General features: G+C 70.3%; 23 protein-coding genes and 5 pseudogenes. 22 read left to right on the forward strand and 6 right to left on the reverse strand.

Annotated features, from left to right (window positions below):
- Window positions 1–120: 120 nt before the first annotated feature.
- From IO30_RS0108450 to IO30_RS0108470, 5 genes are all read left to right on the forward strand, one after another.
- Window positions 121–2,535 carry a heavy metal translocating P-type ATPase gene (locus tag IO30_RS0108450; protein ID WP_037893490.1) on the forward strand — a complete coding sequence of 805 codons (2,415 nt, stop codon included), beginning with the start codon at window positions 121–123 and terminating at the stop codon, window positions 2,533–2,535.
- A gap of 81 nt (window positions 2,536–2,616) precedes the next feature.
- Window positions 2,617–3,381 carry a DUF6153 family protein gene (locus tag IO30_RS41790; RefSeq protein ID WP_237403380.1) on the forward strand — a complete coding sequence of 255 codons (765 nt, stop codon included), beginning with the start codon at window positions 2,617–2,619 and terminating at the stop codon, window positions 3,379–3,381.
- A gap of 199 nt (window positions 3,382–3,580) precedes the next feature.
- Entirely contained in the window at window positions 3,581–4,057 is a 477-nt protein-coding gene (locus IO30_RS0108460) for a cupin domain-containing protein (RefSeq protein ID WP_031140871.1), read from the forward strand.
- Window positions 4,058–4,940: 883 nt separating this feature from the next.
- Window positions 4,941–5,891 (forward strand): 1-phosphofructokinase family hexose kinase, encoded by a 951-nt coding sequence (locus tag IO30_RS0108465; RefSeq protein WP_051859138.1) that lies wholly within the window; start codon window positions 4,941–4,943, stop codon window positions 5,889–5,891.
- 172 nt (window positions 5,892–6,063) lie between these two features.
- Window positions 6,064–6,264, forward strand: a complete 201-nt coding sequence (locus IO30_RS0108470; protein ID WP_031140875.1) for a DUF5988 family protein — start codon at window positions 6,064–6,066, stop codon at window positions 6,262–6,264.
- A gap of 40 nt (window positions 6,265–6,304) precedes the next feature.
- Here the strand turns inward: IO30_RS0108470 and IO30_RS0108475 are convergent, their stop codons facing one another.
- Window positions 6,305–6,841 (reverse strand): flavodoxin family protein, encoded by a 537-nt coding sequence (locus tag IO30_RS0108475; protein ID WP_031140877.1) that lies wholly within the window; start codon window positions 6,839–6,841, stop codon window positions 6,305–6,307.
- Window positions 6,842–6,918: 77 nt separating this feature from the next.
- On the opposite strand from IO30_RS0108475, the gene IO30_RS0108480 reads away from it, so the two are divergent.
- Window positions 6,919–7,539: an SPFH domain-containing protein gene (locus IO30_RS0108480; RefSeq protein WP_237403381.1), complete on the forward strand. Its 621-nt coding sequence runs from the start codon at window positions 6,919–6,921 to the stop codon at window positions 7,537–7,539.
- 50 nt (window positions 7,540–7,589) lie between these two features.
- On the opposite strand, the pseudogene IO30_RS48050 reads toward IO30_RS0108480, so the two are convergent.
- A pseudogene (locus IO30_RS48050) lies at window positions 7,590–7,673 on the reverse strand (hypothetical protein); the annotation flags it as partial.
- Between the two features lie 225 nt (window positions 7,674–7,898).
- Between IO30_RS48050 and IO30_RS0108485 the strand changes: the two are divergent.
- From IO30_RS0108485 to IO30_RS0108500, 5 genes and pseudogenes are all read left to right on the forward strand, one after another.
- On the forward strand, window positions 7,899–8,363 hold the full coding sequence (locus IO30_RS0108485; RefSeq protein WP_031140881.1) for a Crp/Fnr family transcriptional regulator: 465 nt from the start codon (window positions 7,899–7,901) through the stop codon (window positions 8,361–8,363).
- A gap of 396 nt (window positions 8,364–8,759) precedes the next feature.
- The gene (locus IO30_RS0108490; protein ID WP_031140883.1) at window positions 8,760–9,161 is read left to right on the forward strand and encodes a hypothetical protein; all 402 of its coding nucleotides are present in this window, start codon (window positions 8,760–8,762) and stop codon (window positions 9,159–9,161) included.
- Between the two features lie 677 nt (window positions 9,162–9,838).
- A pseudogene (locus IO30_RS48055) lies at window positions 9,839–10,198 on the forward strand (cation:proton antiporter domain-containing protein); the annotation flags it as partial.
- 61 nt (window positions 10,199–10,259) lie between these two features.
- Window positions 10,260–10,730 (forward strand): annotated as a pseudogene (locus IO30_RS48060) (cation:proton antiporter domain-containing protein); the annotation flags it as partial.
- A gap of 145 nt (window positions 10,731–10,875) precedes the next feature.
- The gene (locus IO30_RS0108500) at window positions 10,876–12,051 is read left to right on the forward strand and encodes a PP2C family protein-serine/threonine phosphatase (protein ID WP_078904616.1); all 1,176 of its coding nucleotides are present in this window, start codon (window positions 10,876–10,878) and stop codon (window positions 12,049–12,051) included.
- A gap of 112 nt (window positions 12,052–12,163) precedes the next feature.
- Here the strand turns inward: IO30_RS0108500 and IO30_RS48065 are convergent.
- Window positions 12,164–12,692: pseudogene (locus IO30_RS48065) on the reverse strand (IS5 family transposase); the annotation flags it as partial.
- 293 nt (window positions 12,693–12,985) lie between these two features.
- Here IO30_RS48065 and IO30_RS0108505 point away from each other — a divergent pair.
- Window positions 12,986–13,465: a hypothetical protein gene (locus IO30_RS0108505; RefSeq protein WP_031140886.1), complete on the forward strand. Its 480-nt coding sequence runs from the start codon at window positions 12,986–12,988 to the stop codon at window positions 13,463–13,465.
- Between the two features lie 106 nt (window positions 13,466–13,571).
- On the opposite strand, the gene IO30_RS0108510 is transcribed toward IO30_RS0108505, so the two are convergent.
- Both IO30_RS0108510 and IO30_RS48070 read right to left on the reverse strand, forming a co-directional pair.
- Entirely contained in the window at window positions 13,572–13,934 is a 363-nt protein-coding gene (locus IO30_RS0108510) for a hypothetical protein (protein WP_051859139.1), read from the reverse strand.
- Between the two features lie 128 nt (window positions 13,935–14,062).
- Window positions 14,063–14,311 carry a hypothetical protein gene (locus tag IO30_RS48070; protein WP_078904617.1) on the reverse strand — a complete coding sequence of 83 codons (249 nt, stop codon included), beginning with the start codon at window positions 14,309–14,311 and terminating at the stop codon, window positions 14,063–14,065.
- A gap of 29 nt (window positions 14,312–14,340) precedes the next feature.
- Here IO30_RS48070 and IO30_RS40260 point away from each other — a divergent pair.
- The 4 genes and pseudogenes from IO30_RS40260 to IO30_RS40270 form a co-directional block, all read left to right on the forward strand.
- A pseudogene (locus IO30_RS40260) lies at window positions 14,341–14,640 on the forward strand (transposase family protein); the annotation flags it as partial.
- Between the two features lie 572 nt (window positions 14,641–15,212).
- On the forward strand, window positions 15,213–15,596 hold the full coding sequence (locus IO30_RS41795) for a hypothetical protein (RefSeq protein WP_051902044.1): 384 nt from the start codon (window positions 15,213–15,215) through the stop codon (window positions 15,594–15,596).
- Window positions 15,569–16,168, forward strand: coding sequence for a hypothetical protein (locus IO30_RS45305; protein ID WP_157853159.1), 600 nt, complete (start codon window positions 15,569–15,571; stop codon window positions 16,166–16,168). The genes IO30_RS41795 and IO30_RS45305 overlap by 28 nt, the downstream gene beginning before the upstream one ends.
- Before the next feature lie 156 nt (window positions 16,169–16,324).
- Window positions 16,325–16,708, forward strand: coding sequence for a hypothetical protein (locus IO30_RS40270; protein ID WP_063768424.1), 384 nt, complete (start codon window positions 16,325–16,327; stop codon window positions 16,706–16,708).
- Between the two features lie 415 nt (window positions 16,709–17,123).
- Here IO30_RS40270 and IO30_RS0108530 read toward each other — a convergent pair whose 3' ends face one another.
- Window positions 17,124–18,089, reverse strand: a complete 966-nt coding sequence (locus tag IO30_RS0108530; RefSeq protein WP_031140892.1) for a pirin family protein — start codon at window positions 18,087–18,089, stop codon at window positions 17,124–17,126.
- 106 nt (window positions 18,090–18,195) lie between these two features.
- On the opposite strand from IO30_RS0108530, the gene IO30_RS0108535 reads away from it, so the two are divergent.
- The 6 genes from IO30_RS0108535 (at window position 18,196) to IO30_RS0108560 (ending at window position 22,591) form a co-directional block, all read left to right on the forward strand.
- Window positions 18,196–18,546 carry a tetratricopeptide repeat protein gene (locus tag IO30_RS0108535; protein ID WP_031140894.1) on the forward strand — a complete coding sequence of 117 codons (351 nt, stop codon included), beginning with the start codon at window positions 18,196–18,198 and terminating at the stop codon, window positions 18,544–18,546.
- A 99-nt stretch (window positions 18,547–18,645) separates the two neighbouring features.
- The gene (locus IO30_RS0108540) at window positions 18,646–19,839 is read left to right on the forward strand and encodes a methyltransferase (RefSeq protein WP_037893516.1); all 1,194 of its coding nucleotides are present in this window, start codon (window positions 18,646–18,648) and stop codon (window positions 19,837–19,839) included.
- Between the two features lie 28 nt (window positions 19,840–19,867).
- Window positions 19,868–20,677, forward strand: a complete 810-nt coding sequence (locus IO30_RS0108545) for a MerR family transcriptional regulator (protein WP_234321648.1) — start codon at window positions 19,868–19,870, stop codon at window positions 20,675–20,677.
- Between the two features lie 215 nt (window positions 20,678–20,892).
- A complete protein-coding gene (locus IO30_RS0108550; RefSeq protein WP_031140900.1) occupies window positions 20,893–21,450 on the forward strand; it encodes a DUF6230 family protein in 558 nt (185 codons plus the stop codon).
- Window positions 21,441–21,938 carry a DUF6114 domain-containing protein gene (locus tag IO30_RS40275; protein WP_051902045.1) on the forward strand — a complete coding sequence of 166 codons (498 nt, stop codon included), beginning with the start codon at window positions 21,441–21,443 and terminating at the stop codon, window positions 21,936–21,938. The genes IO30_RS0108550 and IO30_RS40275 overlap by 10 nt, the downstream gene beginning before the upstream one ends.
- Complete coding sequence (locus tag IO30_RS0108560; RefSeq protein ID WP_031140903.1) at window positions 21,935–22,591, forward strand: hypothetical protein; 657 nt, start codon at window positions 21,935–21,937, stop codon at window positions 22,589–22,591. The genes IO30_RS40275 and IO30_RS0108560 overlap by 4 nt, the downstream gene beginning before the upstream one ends.
- Window positions 22,592–22,610 lie beyond the last annotated feature (19 nt).

The following is a 22,610-nucleotide window of genomic DNA, read 5'->3' on the forward strand; positions in this document are numbered from 1 at the left end:
TGTCCCCCGCCGACTGCGCCCACCGGCTCCCAGCGCGGCAACAGCCGTTGCGGCACCCTCACCAGGAGCGCAGGCTTCTGTACAGGCGGAGCCGAACCCATCCGGGAGGCGAACGGGAGCATGGCGCACCCCGCAGACCATCGCACCACGGCGGTGCTGGATGTGCGGGGCATGGTGCGCGCGAGCCAGCAGAGCACCGTCGCGGCCGTACTGGGCCGGCGGCCCGGCGTGCTCGACGTCGAGGTCAACCCGGTGGCGCAGTCGGCCACGGTCGTCTTCGACCCTCGCCGGACCTCGCTCGCCGAGCTGCGCGCATGGGTGACCGAATGCGGATACCACTGCGCCGGCCAGTCGGTTCCCTCGCACCTCTGCGATCCGATGCAGGAACCGGACCCTCCCGGTTCCACGGCTGCGCCGGAGCGCCCTCGCGCGACGCCCGGGACGGCAGCAGGCACACGCGCGCCCGACGAGGCGAGGGGGCACGGGGGCCACGGGGGCCACGGGGGCCACGGCGAGATGTCGATGGCCGCGATGGTCGCCGACATGCGCAACCGCTTCCTGGTCGCGGTGGCGTTCTCCGTCCCGATCGTGGTCTGGTCGCCGATCGGCGAGGAGGTCTTCGGCTGGCACGCGCCCGTTCCGTTCGGCTTGCGCCAGGACGTGTGGGCACTGTTGCTGAGCCTGCCGGTGATCCTCTACTCGTGCTCGGTCTTCTTCGTCGGCGCTGTCCGGGCCCTGCGTGCCCGGACGTTGGACATGATGGTGCTCGTGGCGGTCGCCGTCGGTGCCGGCTGGCTGTACTCCCTGATCGTCACCCTGACCGGGGGCGGGGACGTCTTCTACGAGGCGGCCACCGTGCTGGCCTCCTTCGTCCTGCTGGGCCACTGGTTCGAGATGCGTGCCCGCGGCGGTGCCAACGATGCCGTGCGCACGCTCCTGGACCTCGCCCCGTCGAAAGCCGTGGTTCTGCGGGACGGCGTGCCCGTCGAGGTCGCCACCGCCGAGGTGCTCGTCGGGGATCTGCTGCTCGTACGCCCCGGGACGAAGATCGCCGCGGACGGGATCGTGGAGGAGGGCGAGAGCGAGGTCGACGAGTCGACCGTGACCGGGGAGAGCATGCCCGTGCACAAGGGCCCCGGATCCCCGGTCGTCGGCGCCACCCTCAACGCCAACGGCACGCTGCGGGTGCGGGCGACCAAGGTCGGTGCGGACACGGCGCTGGCCCAGATCGTCAAGCTCGTCCAGGAGGCCCAGAACTCCAAGGCTCCCGGTCAGCGGCTCGCCGACCGGGCCGCCTTCTGGCTCGTCCTCGTCGCCCTCGTCGGCGGCGCCCTCACCCTGGCCGTATGGCTGCTCGCCACCGACCGCCCCTTCGGCGAGGCCATGCTCTTCGCCATCACCGTGGTCGTCATCACCTGCCCTGACGCACTGGGCCTGGCCACCCCCACCGCCATCATGGTCGGGACCGGGCTGGGCGCGCAGCGGGGCGTGCTGTTCAAGAACGCCATGGCCCTGGAGGCGTCCGCAGGCATCCGCATCGTGGTCATGGACAAGACCGGCACCCTCACCAAAGGCGAACCCGAAGTCACCGACGTGATCAGCGTTCGCGGCGGCGACGAGGACGAGGTGCTGCGGCTGATCGCAGCCGTCGAGCAGGAATCCGAGCATCCCCTGGCTGCTGCGGTCGTACGGTACGCCGCCGCGCGCGGCGTCGCCGCCGCTCAGGCCCGCCACTTCGAGAACGTACCGGGCCACGGCGCGACGGCCGTGGTCGACGGCCGCCGGGTCGCGGTCGGCAACCGCCGCCTGATCGAACGTGAAGGCGTCGACCTCGGGCCCCTGAGCGGCCGGCGCGAGGAGCTGGTCGCCACCGGCCGCACCGTCGTCATCGCCGCCGTCGACGGCCGGGTGGCGGCCCTCATCGGGATCGCCGACGCCCTTCGGGAGACCTCCCCCGCAGCGGTGGCCGACCTCCGCAGCCTCGGTGTCGAGGTCGTCATGCTCACGGGCGACAACCGGGCAACCGCCGAACGGATCGCGCAGCGCCTGGGCATCACCACCGTCATCGCCGACGTCCTCCCCGGCGACAAGGCCGCCAAGATCAGCGAACTTCAGCAGGGCGGCCGCACAGTCGCCATGGTCGGTGACGGTGTCAACGACGCGCCCGCCCTCGCCCAGGCCGACCTGGGCATCGCGATCGGAGCCGGCACCGACGTCGCCATCGAGACCGCCGACCTCGTTCTGATGCGCTCCGACCCCCTGGACGTCCCCACCGCCCTGCGTATCGGCCGGGGCACCCTGCGCAAGATGCGCCAGAACCTGGGCTGGGCCATCGGCTACAACGCCATCGCCCTGCCCATCGCCGCCGGGGTCTTCGAACCCGCCACGGGCCTGATCCTCCGCCCCGAGATCGCCGCCCTGTCCATGTCCGGCTCCAGCATCATCGTCGCCGTCAACGCCCTGGCGCTCAAGCGCCTCCACCTGCCCCGCCCTCAGCGGACACATCCGGCGGGCGGAGACGGCGAGCGGGGCTGAGGGCTGTCCCGGAGCGCCCTTGGCGGGCGCGTCCTACGCTGGAAGACATGTCCGGCCGCGAGCCCCGCACCACGGGTGCTGATGCGGTTCACCACGATGCTCGTCCTGGCCCTCACCGTGGGGCTGCTCGGTATGCACGCCCTGGGCCCTGCGGCCGCTCTGCCGTCGCCGGTCACCGTCGAGCGCACGTCCCACCACGTGGCGACGACAGATGCCGGTCAGCACTGCCCGTGCCCCGACGACGACCACGACACGGGCCGCCACATCAGCCACACAGACATGATGTGCGCCTCCGCGTCCCTGCCCAGTGCCCCCGGCAACACCGCACCGGACAACGTTCCCGTCACCGGCGCAGAGCACGACGACGCCGATGCCTTTGCCCCTGCGCCGAACCTGCCCTCGGCAGCCTGCGAAGCCGTCGGAAAGCGGGCGCCGCCCTCGCTGGCGGACGTCGCCTTCGCGCAAGGGATGATCCCCCACCACCGTCAAGCCGTCGTCATGTCCGACATGGCCCGGCCGCACGGCGCGTCCAATGCGGTCAAGGCCCTCGCCGAGAGGATCAAGAAGGCGCAGCAGCCGGAAATCGACGCCATGGCCGACTGGCTGAGGGCATGGGGCGAGAGAGTCCCCTCCTGCATGGGAGGCATGGACGGCATGGGACACCGCGATGGTGCTGCACAGAACAGCACAAGTCCGGACCGGGACGCCGCCGGTCCGGGGCCACCCGGTGCGCGCACGCCTCGCACGCCGGCAGACCCGGCCACCCGCGTCCGGTGTCACTTGCCCACCACGCCAGCTGACGCCAATGACGCGAACCACCACACAGAGTGTCATCCTGGCGGGTAGGGATCCGGTGATCGAAGCCCCGCGGGCTGTGCTGGAGTGCGCGGACGAGCACTCGATCATGAAGGCCCACGGCCGGCCGCGTGTGCGGTAGCAGGTCGCGTACTTGCGGCCGGAAGAGCCCAGGGCTCTGAGCATGTCGACGTGCGCTGACGCGCAAGACCGCGACCGTGTACCGCCTTTCGTCGACCGGGAGAGAAGTATGACCATCAAGGACATCGGGCCGGAGCCTCAGAGCTTCGACCTGGAGAAGGCGACGCTCGACAACACGAACTATCGCGCCGTCGCCTGGTCCGGGAAGTACCTTCAGCTGACCCTCATGTCGATCCCGGTGGGTGAGGACATCGGATTGGAAGCGCACCCGGAGACCGACCAGTTCCTACGACTCGACGCGGGCCGGGGCCGCGTCCAGATGGGCCGCACGAAGGATCGACTCGACTTCGACCAGGAGGTCGAGGATGGTTGGGCCGTGTGCGTACCCGCCGGTACTTGGCACAACATCACCAACATCGGCGACGAGCCCCTCCGGCTCTACGCCGTATACGCACCGGTCCACCACGCGTCGGGCAAGATTCATGCGACGGCCGCCGACGCTGAGCGCGACGAGGACTCGGGCGGTGACGAGCCGGCGAGCTGGTCGGCCCAGCCTGACCAGCAGCCATCGGACGAGCACGCCTGACCGGCGGGGGCATACCGCGAATGCAGTTCCTGGCCCCGAGGTGAGCCGGGAGAATCACGATCCCTGACAGGCATGGACGTCCCTCCGCGGCAGACAGCGACCGGCTCGGTGCCCGGCCTGTCCGCACAGTCCGGGACGGACGACGAGATTGCCCAGGGGCGCACGTTCTTGCCCCGGGCGCCGCAGCCGTCACCGTCTGCCCGATGCTCCTGTAGATCCACATGCCGAGGAACAGGACCAGCCGTGGGCCGGCATGCAGGTGACGTCAGGCTGTTCCAGTATGGAAGTCGGGGTCGGACGTGTCGCAGTCCACGGAGGTGAGTGCGATGACCCATCCCCCGCGGCGCCGGACCGGTGCCCCGGCGGAGCCGGACGCGTTCTTCGGCCGCACCCACCAGCTTTCTGGCGCGACACAGGCGCGGCACACGCCGCTCCAGCCGATGCGGGTACCCGGCCATGCTCCCCTCGGCGGTGAAGAGCGAGGACACCGGCACGGCTCCGGCCGACGGTGCGCTCACGCTCACCGTCCCCAAGGCCCGGACAGCCACGGCACGGGGCGGGAAACGGCCTCCGTGAATCCGTGCGAGAGGACAGCGGGCATTGTCAGGCCCCACGCGTTCCACGGTCGGCACCGTGATCAGGAGCCGAAGCTGTTCCTGGCAGCGGCCGGGACCGGGATCGACCGCAGCGCGTGGGAACAGGCCCTGATCTCCTCAGGCTGCAGGGGGCGGGGCCGTGCCCAGCGGGCGGTGCGCCGGGAAAGGGCCGGCGCGACCGCCTGGGCTCCGCGATGAGGACGGCCGCGACGCCGGAACCCACCACAGCCAGGAGTGCCGACGGTGCAGGAGGATCGGAGGGCGCGGCCAAGCCGCCGATCCTCACCTTGACGATGAATCCTGCGGTCGACCTCTGCTGGGAGGTCGGGCACCTTGAGGACATCGGCAAGAACCGCGCCCGGGTCAGGTCGGTGGCCGCCGGGGGCGGAGGGATCAACGTCGCCCGTCATGTCGTGCGGCTCGGAGGCCGAGCCACCGCCGTCCACACCGCCGGAGGCGAGGTCGGGCTGCGCCTGAACCGGCTGCTGGACGAAGAGGGCGTCGACCACGTCGCCGTGGACATCGACGACGACACCCGCGAAGCACTCGTGCTGTTCGAGGCCGAATCGCGCCGCGGCTACCACATCGTGCCACCCGGGCCTCACCTGCACGACCACGAGGGGCGGCGATCCCTGGATGCTCTGGTGCAGGCCGTTGGCGGTTGTCCGTACGTCGTGGCCAGTGGCAGCCTGCCCGGCGGCTTGCCCGACGACTTCTACGCGGCCGTCTCCCGCCGCGTCAGGGAAGCCGGATCCCGACTGGTCCTGGACACCTCCGGTCCGGCGCTTCGCGGAGCACTCGGGGAGGGCGTGTTCCTGCTCAGGTGCAACCGCACAGAGGCCGAGAGCCTGACCGGTCGGCCGGTCCGCGGCTTCGACGACGCCCGGGCCCTCAACGAGCACCTGATCGCCACAGGGGCCGCCGAGATCGCCGTCACCACCCTCGGAGAACTGGGCGCACTGTGCTCCACCGGCCACGGCCACACCGAGCTCTACGCGCCGCCGCTGCCCGGCGAGCCCCTGAGCGACGCCGGGGCGGGAGACAGCATGGTCGCCGCCCTCATCACACAGCTGACCGCCGGAGAGGATCCCGTCAGCGCCTCCGCGTCGGGGGTGGCCGCAGCCGCCGCAGCGATGCTCACCCCCAGCACCGAGCCCTTCGACCTGGACGTGGCCCGATCCCTCCGCTCCCAGGTGAGGATCAGGTTGCAGACCGATGCTCGACGCCGAGGCGTTTGACCCTGCCCATTCCCTGCTGTTCGGCCGGCCCCTCAACCGCATTGCGTACCCCGCGCCCACGAGCCGGCCCTGCCCCGTCACCGCGTCGGGACGGGGCGCTGCCGGTGGGTGCTGAGCAGCGCCGGTGCCGAGTCGTGATGCGAGCGGGCCTGCGGTTGGGAAGACTGGAAACATGGAGACCAAGGGAGTGCTTGAGGGCGGCCCGGACGATCTGCCCGAGCGGATCGTTCCGATCTCCGACCCCGGACAAGACCTGAAGATTCCACACCGCGGCGGGTACGAGCATTTCAAGATCACGTCGCGGCACCAGGACAGCGCGGAGGGACGACTCGCGGTCTACGAGTGGTGGGAACGGACAGAGATCGCCGAGTAGCACGGACGGTCACCTTCGGAGCCGGTGAGAGAGTCACCGATCAGCCCAGGGCCGCGCCCCAGGCCTTGGCTCGGTCCAGCTCCCCTTCACGGAGGGGTCCCTCGGCATCCTCGGTGATGAAGCCCTCCGGTTCCGCGACGAGTCGGTAGCCGTGGACACGCAGCCGGCGAGCAATGGCGGGTGCCGCGCCGCCGGCGAGCCGGAAATCCCCTCGCGTGTCGAACGCGGCAGCGGGCACGTCCCCTCGCGTCCGGAGCAGCTCGTGGAACCAGTCACGAAGCCCAGGCCCCTCCGCGCCCTCCTCAGCTTCGTGCCGCCTCTCCGGTTCGTCCTCGGCCTGCCTCTTCTCCGACTGCAGTCCGATCTTCCGCGACAGGCCCGATGGCATGCCACGCATGTGGGTGGGGCCACCCACGATGAGCAGGTCGGCCGAGCCGACGCGTTCCCGATCGGCCTTGTCCACCCGCACGCAGTCGACCGTGGCATCCGGGCGGGCCTCCCGTACGCCGGCCCCGATCGCCTCGGCCACCTGGCGCGTGTTCCCGAACAGGCTCTCGTACACGATCACGACGCGCATCACATCTCCTTGGGGGCTTGGCGCCTCTGCAGACAGGATCACGGCACCCGGCCGCCCATGCGACGAGCCGTGCGGGATTGTGGACCGTTCGGCCCCTGTCCGGCACCTGGGGGGCGCGCAATGCAGGCGGACACGTCGACGCCTACTTCCGCGTCGTCGACGCCGTGAAATCGGTCATCGCCGTCGAGAACGTCGAAGCGGCGATCAACCAGATCGCCCAGACCACCCTGCGCAAGGTCGTCGGCCAGCACACCCTCGACGAGACCCTCTCGGAGACCGACCGCATCAACATCGACATCCGCGAGATCCTCGACATCACCACCACCGACTGGGGCGTCGAGGTCACCCTGGTCGAGCTGAAGGACATCCAGCTGCCCGACAGCATGAAGCGCGCCATGGCCCGCCAGGCAGAAGCCGAACGCGAGAAGAGGGCCAAGATCATCAGCGCCGAGGGAGAGTCGATGGCCGGAGCAGCGCTCGGTGATGCCTCCGACATCATGATGGCCCACCCGCTCGCCCTGCAGCTGCGCAATCCGCAGAGCCTGGTGGAGATCGGCGTGGACAAGAACAGCACCGTCCTCTTCCCCGCGCCCCTCATGAGCACCATCGGTGAGCTCGGCGCCTTCCTCGCCCGCAAATCGGCCGCTGCTGCACACGAGACCACCACACCGGTGGACATCAGCACGATGGTTTCCTGATCGGGCATCACCAGGTCCGGCGGCGCCCCGCCCTCCTCCGGCATGGTGGTGCCCGGCGTCCGCACCGCGTCCACAAGGGTGGACAACGCGCAGACGGATGCCTCCTCATTGCCTGCACAGACGGCCGATCGCAGGTCGGAATCCCGCTCGTTGAGCCGGCGGGTAAGCCCAGGCGCGGGATCGTGTCATCGAGGTCGGGAGGGCCTCGAGCGTCGCAGGGGTCTGATCATCGTGTCATCGAGGTCGGGAGGGCCTCGAGCGTCGCAGGGGTCTGATCGGGCCATATGTGGGACCGGTCGGCCCATGCCCGCCGAGGAGGCGCGGGGCGAGACTGGACACGGAATCGAACGGAGACCGCCATGAGCACCCCTTCCCCCCTCCGGATCTCGGCCGCACTCTCGGCGGAGTACCGGGCACGGATGATGAGCGTCTCCCACCAGGTGAACTTCGAGGAGGGAGCACGGATCTTCACCGAAGGAGGCCGTGCCGACCGCTTCTGGATCGTGCGGACGGGCACCGTCACCCTCGACGTTCTCGTACCGGGCAGCAAGCCGGCGGTGATCGAGAGTCTCGGTGCCGGTGAGCTGGTCGGCTGGTCGTGGCTGTTCCCCCCGTTCACCTGGCACTTCGGCGCTGAGGCGATGACCCCGGTGCGCACCGACGAGTTCGACGCCGCGGCCGTGCGGATGATGATGGACGCCGACCCGGCCTTCGGGTCCGCGATCGGCCACTGGGTGGGCCAGGTGCTCGCCCACCGGCTTCTCGCCGCCAGGATCCGTCTGCTCGACCTCTACGCTCCCCACGGGAGCGGCAGCAGGCTGTGAGCCGCCCGATGGCGTCGCGCCCGGTCCGGGAGTGGTCATGCCGGATACAGCGCCATGACTTGTCCACCGCCGCAGGTTCGGCACGAGGTGGCGCAAACAGCGACGGCTGCGATTGGGCCGGATACGTGAATTCCGTGGGGATATCGCGCCGCAACCGGGGTGATCGCAGGCCAGACGCGGTGCCGCCCGCCGAGCCTGCGGGCCAGAGAGGCCGACTGCCCGGCATGTCCAGGTTGTCGGCTAGTGGCCACAGGCGCGAGATCGGTGGAGGATGGAAGCAGCCCCAGGGCGGGCGGACAGGCGCGCTCCCTTGCCTCGTCCCGCCCCGGCACCGTCACGGCAGTCTGCCGCTCGCGGATCACACGCCTACCGGACGCACGGAACCAGGCGTCTCCCATGGCCGGCATCTACGCGGTGATCCATTGCGACGGGCATCTGGAATTCCGCGACAGCGTCCCCGACCCGGTGGAACAGGACGGCCGCCCGCTGTACGCCGACAGCTTCATCATCCAGCATGCCGGCTGGGGCGGTCCCGGCCTTCACGGAGACACGGGTACTGCCCACGGCCCCTCCTCTGCCGCCCTGTTCAACGGCACCGCCGCCTCGGTCGTCTCCGCGCTGGGAGGCCCCGAGCAGAACATCCTCGGCAGCCTGGTCATCGGCGGCGACCACGATCAGCCCGGCCACGGAGAAACCGTCGCCTGCGGCCTTACCACCGCACAACAGCACCTCATCCAGGACGTACACCGAGCTGTCCTCGCCCATGCCGAGGCAGACTTCCATGGAGACGGGAAGTGATGTGAGGGCCATCCAGCGACGTAGTGAGCATCCCGCGACCTCCCCCGGCCAAAGGTGGCCGGCCCGGGCAACCCCGCCGACATCGCCGAAGCCAGCGCTGTGCAGGCGGTCTGATGCTGTCCGCGGGATCGGCTGAACCGCTCGTCGTACCCGATGACGGCGAGAATTCCCTCAGCACCGTGCGGGACGCTCTGGCCGTGCTCGGCCGGACCCTGCCCGGGACCGAGCGCATGTTCGGCCGCCGCGATGACGCCGACCCGTCCGGCACCTCATCGGTACCGCGGTGGGCTGGGCCGGCCTCCCCGAGTTCGAGGCGCTCTGCCTGCTGGTCGAGTCTGGCCCGTCCGTCGAGAAGTACCGGATCGCGGTCGGCGACGTACCCGTCATCGGCCCATACGCAGCGCCCGGGGATCGGTGTGTCTCGTCCCCTTCGGGGGGGGCCGCGTCGGGCCGAGCCGCGTTGGGCCGACCGGGCCGAGCCGGGCGCGTTCGGAGCACGGTTCCCACAGGTCTGACCGGCGCCGCCATAGGGTCGGGCTTCGCCCCTCTGCGTGAGGCGGGTGTGAAGGAGTGCGGATGAACGGCTGGGCCGTCGTGGTCGCCGGGGCTGTGGTCCTCGGCTACGGGCGCTCTCACGCCGTTTGTCGACCACGGTCCTCTCGGGGCCGCTGGTGTTCATGCTCGTCGGTCTGGCCATCGGTCCGCTGGGCCTGGACCTGATGGACCGGGCGAAGGATCCCGAAGTCACGCGCACGCTCCTGGAGAGCGCACTGGTGCTCCCGTTGTTCGCGGACGCGTCCGGAATCAGGGCCCGGGACCTGCGCCGGGAGGAGTTCCTGCCGCTGCGGCTGCCCGCGGTCGGCCTGCCGGTCACCATGGCCCTGGGGTGGCTGGCGGCCTGGCCGCTGCTGCCCGGCCCGGGCGTGTGGGAGCTGGCCCTGGCCGCCATCATCCTCGCGCCGACGGACGCCGCGCTCGGGCAGCAGGCCTTCTCCGACAAGCGGGTGCCGCCGCTGATCCGCGGCGGCCTGACCGCCGAATCCGGTCCGAACGACGGCCTGGCCCTTCCGTTCTTCGTCCTGGCACCCGCCGCAGCGGGTGAGGGGCCATGGCCATCCGGGCGTCGCCGAGACGTTCCTGCGCGCCTTGCTGCTGAGCGGCGCGATCGGAATCGCGGCCGGCTGGAGCGGGGCGAGCCTGTTGCGCCGGTCGCTTGCCCGAGGGTGGAGCAGCTCCGACCGGCGGCAGTTCCTGGTACTCGTCGTCCCGGTCGTCGCCTACGTCTTGTGCGCCATGGCGGAGGGCAGCGGCTTCATCGGCGCCTGGGGCGCCGGCCTGGCCTTCGGTATCCACCTGCGCCGCACCCCCGCCGACCTCGGCATCCCTTCCCAGGACTCGGACCCCGCGCAGAGCACCAGGTTCACCGACCGCCTCGTCCTCGCCTCGCTCAGCTTCCTCGTCTTCGGCTCCGTGATCCTGGGACCGGCACTCCAGCACCTGACGTGGCACCCGGTCGTCTACGGGCTGCTCAGCCTCACCGTCATCCGGATGCTGCCCGTCGCACTCGCCCTGGCCGGCACCGGGCCGCAACGCCCCGCCCCACCCATGGCAATGAGGAGTACAAGATCGAAGCGGTCTCGCGCCGGGCAGGTGAAAAGTGAGCAACATCGACTTCGAGGCGGTCTTCCACGCCCTGCCGGGCGCCGTCGCCCTGATGACCCCGGACCTGTTGTTCGCCGAAGCCAACGAGTCCTACTTGTCGCTCTCCGGCCGCACGCGCGAGCAGGTGATGGGCCGCTACCTGTTCGATGTCTTCCCCGACAACCCCGACGACCCCGCCGCGAGCGGCATGCGCAACCTGCACGCCTCCCTGCGCAGAGTCGCCTCCACCGGGGAAAGCGACACCATGGCACTGCAGCGCTACGACGTGGAGGACCCCGACCGGCCAGGGGTGTGGGAGGAGCGTTACTGGAGCCCCATCAACGTCCCGGTGCCCGGTCCGGACGGCGCCGTGGCGCTGGTGCTCCACCGGGTGGAGGAGGTCACCGAACTCATCCGTGCCCGCGGCACCCGCAGCGGAGGTGACGGTGCCCGCGTCCTGGAAGCAGAGCTCTACACCCGCGCCCGGGAACTCCAGGACCTCAACCAGCGCTTGCGCGACGCCCACGCCCGCGAACGCGAAATCGCACTCCACCTCCAGCAGGCGATGCTGCCCGCCCCCGGCCCGCTCAGCCACCGCGCAGCAGTGCGCTACCGGCCCGCCACCGGCTCCCTCAACGTCTGCGGCGACTGGTACGACCTGATCGACCTGACCGACCTGCCCCACCGCGACCATACCGCCGTCGCCGTCGGCGACGTCGTCGGCCACGGACTGCAGGCCGCCGGCGTCATGGGCCAGCTCCGCAGCGCCCTGTCCGCCGCCTCCCGGGTAGCAGCCGGGCCCGCCCAGGCCCTTGAAGTCCTCGGCCTGTACGCCCGCCACGTCGACGGCGCGGAGTCCGCCACCGCCGTCTCGGTGTTCGTCGACTGGGCCGGCCACACCCTCACCTACAGCAGCGCCGGTCACCCGCCGCCCCTGCTCTGCCACCCGGACGGCACCATCACGTTCCTCGACCAGGCGACCGACCCCCCACTGGGAGCCCGCCCCGAACACGTACCCCGCCCCCAGAGCCAGGCCGCCTTCACCAACGGCTCCACTCTCGTCCTCTATACCGACGGACTCATCGAGCGCCGCCACGAGGACATCGACACCGGCCTCCACCGGCTCGCCGACTCCCTCACCCGCCACCGCACCGCCGACCCCGACCAGCTCGCCGACGCCCTCCTGACCGACCTGATCCCACCCGCCGGCATCACCGACGACACCGCCCTGGTCATCCTCCGCCTCTGACCACACAGCAGCCAACAGAACCAGCACTCGTACCAGTCGGGCTCAGGGCGGGCAGTCCCGCAACGCGCATCACCTGGCCACCGATCCGGTAGCCCGTAAACAGACGTATGAGGCGTTTGCGGTGGGCGATCTGGTCGTCAGGCTGCGGGACCACGGCACGGATCTTGCGCTTGCGGAGGTGTTCGCGGATCGCGCGGGACGAGTACCCCTCGTCGGCCAGCACGGTCGTGGGCCGGGTCCGGGGCCTGCCCTTCGGCCGGCCCACCCGGATGGCGGCCATGACCTGCGGGAAGGCGGGGGCGTCACCGGCCTGGCCGGGAGTGAGAACGAACGCGAGTGGCCGGCACCGGCCGTCGGCGGCGAGGTGGATCTCCGTGGTCAGTCCGCCGCGGGACCGGCCGAGGGCATGGTGGAGCGGCCCGCCCGGCGGGGCCCCTACTGACGGGCCCCGGCGGCGTGCTGAGGGGCACGGACGATGGTGGAGTCCACCGAGACGACCCGGTCAGGTCCTCTTCCGTGTCGGCCTGGGCGAGCAGGGCGGCGAAGACGCACTCCCACGCGCCGTCGACCGCCCACATCCGCAGCCGGCTGCGGGCGCCCTTCCATGAACCGGACCGCTCGCGCAAGTCCATCCAACTACTCGGCCCGACCGCGCAAGCAACACGGCCCGCTCACAGTCACTCACTGCCCGGCTCACCCCTGCCCGTCCGGGCTCCCAGCACGGACCGGCACCGCGGGTCCCGGGATATGGATCCGGCCATCGCTGATCACCCAGACCCCGTAGTCCCTTCAGCTCTCCCCGCCACCCAGACCCCGTGGCCGCGCAGAGCAGCTCACCGATCACCCAGACCCCGCGATCTCCCCCGTACCGATGCACGGCCCGACGGCTGCGGATCTTCCGCTCCGGGCCGCGGCCATGCCCAGGGAGAATCCCATGCCCCTTCACACCCAGCTCCGCACCGCCGCGATCGGCGCCTGTACGGCGGCACTGCTCGCCGGTTCCGGCCTGCTCGCACTCCCCGTCCAGGCCCAGGGCCAGCAGCCTGCAGCCGCCGCCAGCGCGCGGACGGGGCGGGCGGAAATGCAGGTCGCCAGCTTCTTCCAGGAGTACGAATTCGCCACGGAAGGTAAGCAAGGCGAAGGCAAGAGCAACCTCCAGCTCCGCGAGGAATTCCTCACCACCGAACTCGACGAAGCGCTCACCGTCTGGGGCTCCGAGCACCAGGCGGACCCGGTCTTCCGCGAGCAAGAGATGCCCAAGTCCTACTCGACAGCGGAAGGCGCGAGCACCGCGACCCACACCAGGATCATCCTCACCGAGAACTGGGCAGACGGCACCAGCCAGCAGGTCTGGTACCAGGTCCGGCTCTCCGACCTGCTCATCGACGGCCTGACCGACGCCCCGGCCGAGTAGTCCGCCTCCGGGCCACCGCGACCGGCGCGTGGCTCGAATCGGCCCTCGGCAACGGGGAAGGCCACCAGCACGAGGGCGGGCCGCACTCGTTAACGACAAGTCGAACTCAGCCGGAGCTGAGAAGGAACCTCACCGAGCGGAAGTGGTACTCGTTCCCCCGCGTGTCACCCGGGTGGAGCAGGACCTCCTTGCCGTCCTCACCAGGGTCCTCACATGCGGCGTCGAGGAACATCGCCGCATCCGCATTGCTGCGGTTCTCGGGCGCGTAGGCGTCTACGTACGCTCCGTCCACCTTGGGGACCGCGTAGCACTCGTTGAGGTTCGGGAACTGAATCTGCCACTCGGTGGGATCGGCCACGTCGCCGTACTTGAAGTCGAGAGACCCGGTGGCCGCCGATGCGGAGCCGGGCATGGCGACGATGAGTACGGCCGCACCGAGAGCGGCAGCCAGGGCATTGCGAAGACGCACGGTTTCAGATCCTTTGGATTCGGGAGCCCCGAACCTCTGCCTTTGCTCAGGTGAGCAACGTGCTTGGGGGCCTGAGTAAGAGTTCCCGGTCACGCCGCAGAAGTAGCACCCATAGGGGGCGAATCACCCTATGGACGGACGAAGAACCGTTCACTCTTAGCCCGTTCGGACAGCGCTCCCGCAGCCGAAGGCAAGTTCCCTTTAGTCAAAGGTCCATTGACCAGGCCGCTGCTCCGGACCACCACGGGCCGGAGCAGCGACAGGCCTGCCGTCAGAGCCCCCGCACGAACTCCGCGAAGGCGGCCGGGCTCACGGTGAAGGCGTGCAGCTAGCTGGGGGTTCTTGGAGTCCCGCACGGCGATCCGGTGCAGCTGCACGGCGACCTCGACGCAATCGCCATCGGTGCGCCCACATCTGGCGGGAGTCGGACCTGCCGGCCGCGGCGGCCGGGACGACGGTCATCGCGGACGGCGCCTACCTGGGCACCGGCCTGATCGTCCCGCACCGCAGAAGGCCGGGACGGCCCCTCCTGCGCGGCCAGGAGGAGGACAACGCCGAACACCGACGCGTTCGTGCCCGCGTCGAGCACACCTTCACCCGCATGAAGAACTGGAAGATCCTCCGCGACTGCCGCCAGAAAGGAGACGGCCTCCACCACGCCGTCCAGGCCGTCGCCGCCATGCACAACCTCGCCATGGCCGAATGAACCAGCAGGTCAGCCAGCCGCGCAGCCCTGCCCGCGACGGACCTTCTGCAACAACCTCTAGACAACTGAGACAAGCCCGGGTTCACCGACGAGCACACCGGACGTCGCAGGCTCTGCCTCAACCTCGGCCCCGGAACGCGGTACATCATCCTGGGTGGAATCGACGCCCAGGCGGCCTGCCGAGCCGTCCACCCCGACGACCACGTCCACCGCTACCCACACTCCCAGGGCTACCGCGACTACGTCGCCAGTGGCCGCCCCATCGGCACCATCCGAATACGCCTAGCCCCCGGCGAGGGCTACATGGCTCCCACTGAATACCTGCTGCACGACGGTTCCACGGAGGCCCAAGACCGGCCCTCGGCAGCCGCGTTCTGGCTCGGGCATTGGCCGCGCGGCATCCCGCCCTCCCTCATCTGACCCGTCACGACGATCCCCCCTTCTCCACCACCTGCAGAAGGCAGCGTCAGATGCCAGCGCAGTCACCACGGCGACCGGTGCGGTCATATGCCCGATGAAGGTGCAGTCGGCGCGTAACGGGGGATAACCAAGGTGAGACGGAGGGTGCACTGATGAAAGAGAAGCCCCTGAAGCAGCTCCCCGAAGAGCCGCGCCGCCACATCGAGGTCACCGGAGACGAACTCGTCGAGGCGAAGCGTCGAAGACAGCTCGTGGCCAACGCACTTGAACGCGCGTTCCCCGGTTCCACCATCTACTTCAACGGGAGCGTTGCCCACGGTGACGCCAATACACCGCTGACCGATGTGGACCTGGGCGCAAAGCTCAGCCCGCTCTACGCCGAGGGGTTCGGCCCTGACGGAAGCGACGCGCTGCCCCTGATGGAGCGCGCCCGAGACGCGATCCGGGAGGGATCTCGCCGACGCGTTCCCGAAGCTGAGCCGTGGAAGTGGCCGGGCGTCGGCGAGCCGTGCTCGTCAGGTTCGGCGACCCGGTGACGGCAGGCCAACCGGATTTCACAGCCGACGCCATGACGGCGATCCCGCACCCCTCCGGCGAGGGTCTTTACATCCCGAACATGGACATCGCCGATGAGTGGGACCGCGCCGACCCAATCGCGCACACCGAGATGGTCCTGGAGGTCATCGACAAGACGGAGAATACGTTCGCTCGGGCGGTCCGGCTGCTGAAGCATTGGAACTGCACTCACAGCAAGCCGCTTTGTTCCTGGAACATCAAGGCGCTCGCGTTGGAGTCCATCACCACGCCTATGCCGCTGATCGATGCTCTCCAGACCTTCTTCGCGCACGCGGCACGGGAGTTCAAGTCCGGACAGACACAGGACCCCTCCGGGGTCGCCGGCCCCTATCCCCCTCAACCTGCCGATCAGCGAAGTCCGCAAACGCCTGGACACGGCCCGGGATTACATCGACCTCGCAATCCAACACGAAGCAGAGGGCCGTCCAGTCAGTGCGCAGCACGCACTCAGCCGGGTCAAGCCCGGCGCGACATCGAAGCACCGCTACAGCACGGACGGCGCCTTGTGTCTCTGGTATCCGTACGATCCTGAGGAGTGCCGGTGGACGAGCCCGAAGGGCCTCCTCCACCTGCTCGAGATCGTCCGGACGCACCTGTTCCTGGAACACTACTGGCGCCTCACCGACGGAGAGAACGGCGGCGAATGGCTCGTCGAGGACGCACCACACGGTCTGCCGGGGAACAGCGGGTGGGTACCGGCTTCGTCATCTCGACCGCGGCGCAGGCGAGCGGCTGGACGTGGGCCCAGACGACCGCCCTGATCGTTCCCGTCATCGCGCTGGTCGGCGTCTACGTCACGTACTCGTTGAATCAGCGTGCGCTGCGACGCGAGCGGCGTTCCAAGGCGTTCGCGGAAGCACTGACGGCAGTCGAGGAGTATCTGGAGATGCCGTACCGCATCCGCCGGCGGCCGTCTTCTGCGGACATCCGCCGGGGGCTGACCGACGAGGCCATCTCCCTTCTCGCCCGCATGGCCTTCCACCACGCTTGGCTCCAGATCGAAGCTCGACGGTTGCCGAACCCTACGCCGCACTCGTGGCAGCCGCGCGCTCCGAGGCCGGCGTCCACATGAGCGGGACCTGGCAGCAGCCCCCGATCGACACCGACAGCGGCATGAACCTCGGCGCCGCCTATCCCCGGGACCGCTCGAGCGCCGCACGCACCGTCTGCATCCACGCCTGCGACGAAACCTCTGACGACTACGCTCCGTCCAACCTGACGCAACGAGCCCGAGGACCTCATCCCCGGCGCCGTCGCGACCATCGGAAGCCATGACCTGATCTGACGAACCATCACCAAAGTCAGCATGGGGTCAGCATTGATCCTGGCAAAGCTGACCTCAGCTGGTCATACCTGGGAAACGCCGAGGGCCCGGAGAGGGCCTCCCGGAGCCTCCCGTCGCTCGCCCCGCCGGGATGATCTCCGCCAGGGATACGCCCCCTCCCGGGCCGAGCTCGACCGATCGACCTACTTCACAAAAGTGCAGGTCAGCGCACCCGTCCGCGCGCCTTCAGGGGCACCGGCGGGAGTTGCGGAGCGGGGATCGGGGGGCCGTCGTAGCCCTTTACCTCGCCGTAGCGGGTGCCTTCCATCCAGTCCTTGCGGAACTGGACGATCTCCTCGTTGCTCCGGCCGATCCAGTTCCAGAACATGACGATCTCCTCCTCGAACGGTTCGCCGCCCAGGAGCATCAGGCCTGCGTCCGAGCTTGCCCGCAAGGGGAGTTCCGTGCGGCCGCAGCCGAGGTAGAGCATCGAACCCGGGAGGACCGGGACGCCGTCCACGTGGGCCTCGCCCGACATCGACAGGACCGCGTATTCGAAGTCCGGGTCGAGCGGGAGCCGGGTCTCGGTGCCCGCCGCGAGGGTCAGGTCCGCGCCGACGATCGGGCTGTACGCCGTACCGGGCGAGGTCGCCCCGTCCAGGGAGCCCAGGATGACCGTCGCCGTCAGCCCCGGGGCCGTGACCTGCGGGAGCTCGGCGTGGTGCTGGAAGTGCGGAGCCACGTCCCGGTGGGCGTCGGGCAGGGCCACCCACAGCTGGGCCCCGTGCAGCAGGCGCGCGTGCGGGCGCGGGCTCTCCTCGGAGTGGCTGATTCCGCGGCCGGAGGTCATCAGGCCCAGCTCGCGGGGCCTGATCGTCTCCAGGCTGCCGACGCTGTCGCGGTGCAGGACCTCGCCCTCGTGCAGCCAGCTCACCGTCTGGAGCCCGGAGTGCGGATGCGGGGCGACCTGCATGCCCGGCTCGTCGGCGATGTCGTCGGGGCCGTAGTGGTCCACGAAGCACCAGGCGCCCACCATGCGGCGGCCCAGGTTCGGCAGGAGTCGGCGGACCTCGGTGGATTCCCCGAGCTTGACGGTGCGCGGGCTCAGGAGCTCGCGCACCGGTTCGGCCACGACGAATCCGCGGCCGCCGCAGGCGGAGAGAGCGGGCTGGCGATCGAGATTGCTCATGCGGACAACCTAGTCCTGCCGCGGCAGCCGCGTGAGGCGGAATGTTCCGCCTCAGAAGCGTGTTGGAGCCACCGGAACACAGCACCCGGACGGCGGAAGGAACGCGATGGACACGGCGACGGCGTACTTCGGGCACGGGACGCCCGCCGAGCGGTGGGAACGTGCCCAGCTCTTCTTCGAGGCGAAGGAGTACGCGACGGCCGCCCGCATCCTGGACCCGCTCGCGGGCGAAGCCCCGGAGCAGCTGGCGCCCCGGCTGCTGCTGGCCCGCGCCTACTACCACTCGGCGCAGCTCACAAGGGCGGAGCGCGAGCTGCGCGCCATCCTGGAGCGCTGGCCGGTGGAGGACTACGCGCAGCTGATGCTCGGCCGGACCCTGGAGCGCAGCGGCCGGGCGGACGAGGCGCGCCCGTTCCTGCGGGTCGCCGCGGCGATGGCCGGGGAGTTCCCCGAGTAGGTCCCGGGGTGCGCCCGGCGATCGACCTGAGCGCGGCTCGGCCCCGCCCATGCGGGGTCGGGCCGCCGCCTCGGTTAGCCTGGGGCCACGATGAACCGTCTGACCACGCCTTACGGCTCCTACGAGCTCACCCGCTTCCCCGAGGACCCGCGCGACCGGCTCCGCGCCTGGGACGCCGCCGACGAGTACCTCCTGCGCCACCTCGAATCCGGTACCGGGGAGCGTGGTCCGGTGGACCTCGCGGCGGCCGGCCAGATCACCGTGCTCGGGGACCGGTGGGGGGCGCTGACGACGGCGCTCGCCGCCTTCCGGCCGACGCAGATCACCGACTCCTCCCTGGCCCGCTCCGCCACCGCGGCGAACCTGGACCGGGCCGGGATCGGGACGTCCAAGGCCACGGTGACCCTGCTGACCTCGCAGGACCCGCCGCCCGAGCGGATCGACGTCCTGCTGGTCCGCGTACCGAAGAGCCTGGCGCTGCTGGAGGACCAGCTGTACCGGCTGGCGCCGCACGTGCACGCGGGCACGGTCGTCATCGGTACCGGCATGGTCAAGGAGATCCACACCTCCACGCTGCGCCTCTTCGAGAAGATCCTCGGGCCGACGAAGACCTCCCTCGCGGACAAGAAGGCCCGGCTGATCTTCTGCACCCCCGGTGCTCCGGGCGCGGTCCGCCCCACGGGTGCCGGGCCCTGGCCCGTGACGTACACGGTGGACGAGGACGGGGGCTCGGGTGCCGGGCTGACCGTCGTCAACCACGCCGGGATCTTCTGCGCGGACCGCCTCGACGTCGGCACCCGGTTCTTCCTGCAGAACATCCCGACCAACACCGACGGCGCCCGGGTCGTGGACCTCGGCTGCGGCAACGGTGTCGTCGGTACGGCGGTCGCGGTCGCCGACCCGGACGCCGAGGTCGTCTTCACCGACGAGTCCTACCAGGCGGTCGCCTCCGCTCGGGCGACGTACAAGGCGAACGTGCGCGAGGGCCGGCGGACCGCCGAGTTCCATGTCGGCGACGGGGTGGCCATGCTGGATCCCGGTTCGGTGGACCTGGTGCTGTGCAACCCGCCGTTCCACTCCCACCAGGCCACGACCGACGCGACGGCGCTGCGGATGTTCGCCCAGTCGCGCAAGGTGCTGCGGCCCGGCGGCGAGCTGTGGGTGGTCGCCAACCGGCACATGGGCTACCACACGCACCTGCGGCGGCTCTTCGGCAACAGTGAAGTCACCGCCAGCGAGCCGAAGTTCGTGGTCCTGCGCGCGGTCAAGCAGGAGCGTCCGCGCCCTATGTGACCTGCCGGTACGTCCTACACTCTGCCGCGTGAGCAGCCAGGCGGAGCATGACGGGGACCGAGCAGTCGGATCGAGCGGGGACGGGAGCGGTGGCGTCGGTCCGGGCGGGGACGTCGGCGGGCGCTACCGCCGGGAGGACGTGGCCCGGGCGGCCGGGGTCAAGGTGCGCAACCTGCGCTACTACCAGGAGCGCGGGCTGCTCCCGCCGCCCCGCCGCGAGGGCCGGATCGCCTGGTACTCCGACGACCACCTCACCCGGCTGCGCCTGATCAGCGACCTGCTGGGGCGCGGTTACACCGTGAACGGCATCGCGGAGCTGCTGCACGCCTGGGAAGAGGGCGGCGGCCTGTCCCGACTGCTGGGCCTGGAACGGGAGATGACCCGGGACTGGGTGCAGGAGGAACCGGTCACGATGACCCGCGCGCAGCTGCGGGAGCTGTTCGGCCCGACCGCCACGGCCGCGGACACCCGGCGGGCGGCGGAGCTGGGGTACGTGACGGTCGACGGGGACCTGGTCACCTATTCGAGCCGGCGGCTGCTGGAGGCGACGCTCACGCTGGTGCGGCAGGGGGTGCCGCTCGCGGAGATCCTGGACGCGGGGGACTTCCTGCAGACGCAGGCGGCTGCGCTCGCGGACCGCTTCGTGGGGCTGTTCAGGCGGCATGTGATCGGTGCGGAGGGGCTGGAGCAGCTTTCGGCCAGCCAACTCCAGCACGTCACGCGGGCGGTGGCCGCCCTGCGTCCGGTGGCCGGCGAGGTCGTGGCCACGGAGTTCGCGCGGGCGATGGCCCGGCGGGTCGACGAGGAAGTCGCGGAACTGCTGCGTACGGAGCAGTAGGAGTCGGCCGAAAAGGTGCGCTCGCACAACCTTGCCAACCGCCATTGGCACTCTTACATTCAACTCGTCGGTAACAACAAAGGTGCACAGCCGAAATAAGGGACGATCTCATGGCAGATTCCCCGCACTTATCCGGCCCGCCCGGCCCCTCGGACGACGAGGCCGGCGCCGCGAGCAGCGTCGCCGGCCGGGTCCGATGGCGCCGGTTCGCCCTCCTGACCGTTCCCGCCGTCGCCGTCACGGCGGGCCTCGGGATCGCCCTGGCGCAGGGGGCTCTCGCCGCCTCCTTCGCCGTGTCGGGGCAGCAGTTCAAGGTCTCGGCGAAGAGCCTCGACGGCGAGGGCTTCGCCCAGTACGGCAGCGTCGACGTCAATGCGCGCGACGAACTCATCCCGGTGGCGGTCACCGCCATCCGGGAAGCGAAGCTCCACAGCCTGTGCCAGTCCGTGGTCACCACGCTCCCGGTGATCGGGGACATCTCGCTCAACCTGACGGCCGGCCAGAAGACCCCGGTCGAGGCCACCAACCTGTTCGTCGACGCGACCCAGCTCTCCGGTGACGCCGTCTTCAGCAACATCGAGATCGGGCGCGACGCCTCCACCCTCGACAAGGGACCGGCCGACGCGCAGGGCATGCAGGACCTGTTCGCCCAGCAGGCGGACACCGTCAGCATCAGCAACCTCCAGCAGACCGCGTGGGCGACCAACGCGGGCACCTTCAAGCTCTCCGGGCTGAGCATGAACATCAGCAAGGGCAAGAAGGAATGCTTCTGAGCCGCACCGCCGGACAGGACCCCAGGCGCGCCGCCCGCACCGGACGGTTCCGCCGCTGGCGGCGGAGCAGGCCGTTCTGGGGAGGACTCCTCGCCGTTCTGGCGGGCGCCGAGATCTGCGTCCTGCCGCTGGCACCGCTGAAGGTCATGCTCCAGCAGGGCGTGGCGGGCATCCCGTCGGTCCTGATGGGGATCGTCATGATCGTGCTCGGTCTCACCGCCTGGTTCGCGCCGCCCCAGCGCGTCCTGGCCGGTGTCCTCACCACCCTCATCGCCACCGCCGCACTGGTCCTGTCGAACCTGGGCGGCTTCCTGATCGGCACCCTGCTCGGCATCGTCGGCGGCGGCCTCATGTTCGCCTGGCAGCCGTACGCCGCACCGCGCACCGGTGGCAGTCCCCCACCTGCCCCGTCCTCCGCTTCCGCTTCCGCTCCCGCTTCCGCTTCCGCTCCCACCGCTCATCACGATCCCCAAGGAGCACAGCCATGATCCGTACGCGCACCGCGCTCGCCCTCGCGACGGCAGCCGCAGGACTGCTCACGGTGGCCTCGGTCACCGTCCCGGCCACCGCGGCACCCTTACCGCTGGCCGGGTCGACCACCGTCACCCCGGCCGGGCACGCCTTCAAGGCCACCCTCAGCGGGAAGGCCACCCTCAAGGCCGGTTCGGTGACGGTGACCTGTACGGTCTCCGTCTCCACCGGCACGGTGCCGGCCGCCCCCGGCAACACCAACCCGGCCGGACCGGTCAGCTCGCCGATCTCGCCCCCCACGTACAGCTCCTGCACCTCCAGCATCCCCGGTGTGACCCCCACCGTCACCACCAGCGGCGCCTGGACGGTGTCCATGCAGAACGGCTCGCCGATCACCGCCACCATGAAGGTGCCGGTCGGCGGACTCGTGGTGACGACCAGCGGCCTGGCCAACTGCACGGTCACCGCCGCGCCCACGGCCCCCGCCAACGTCGGCGGCACCTGGGCCAACGGCGCCCCGTCCAGCCTGACCTTCACCAACGCGACCGTGCCCGTCACGGTCACCGGTGGGTTCGGCTGCCCGACCAGCGCCACCTTCTCCACCTTCAACGCCGTCTACAAGGTCGCCGACACCACCAACCCGGCGCAGCAGATCACCGTCGGCCCCTGACCGGTCCGCCCGTCAGCCG

The organism is Streptomyces xanthophaeus (assembly GCF_000725805.1).
Lineage (GTDB): Bacteria > Actinomycetota > Actinomycetes > Streptomycetales > Streptomycetaceae > Streptomyces > Streptomyces xanthophaeus.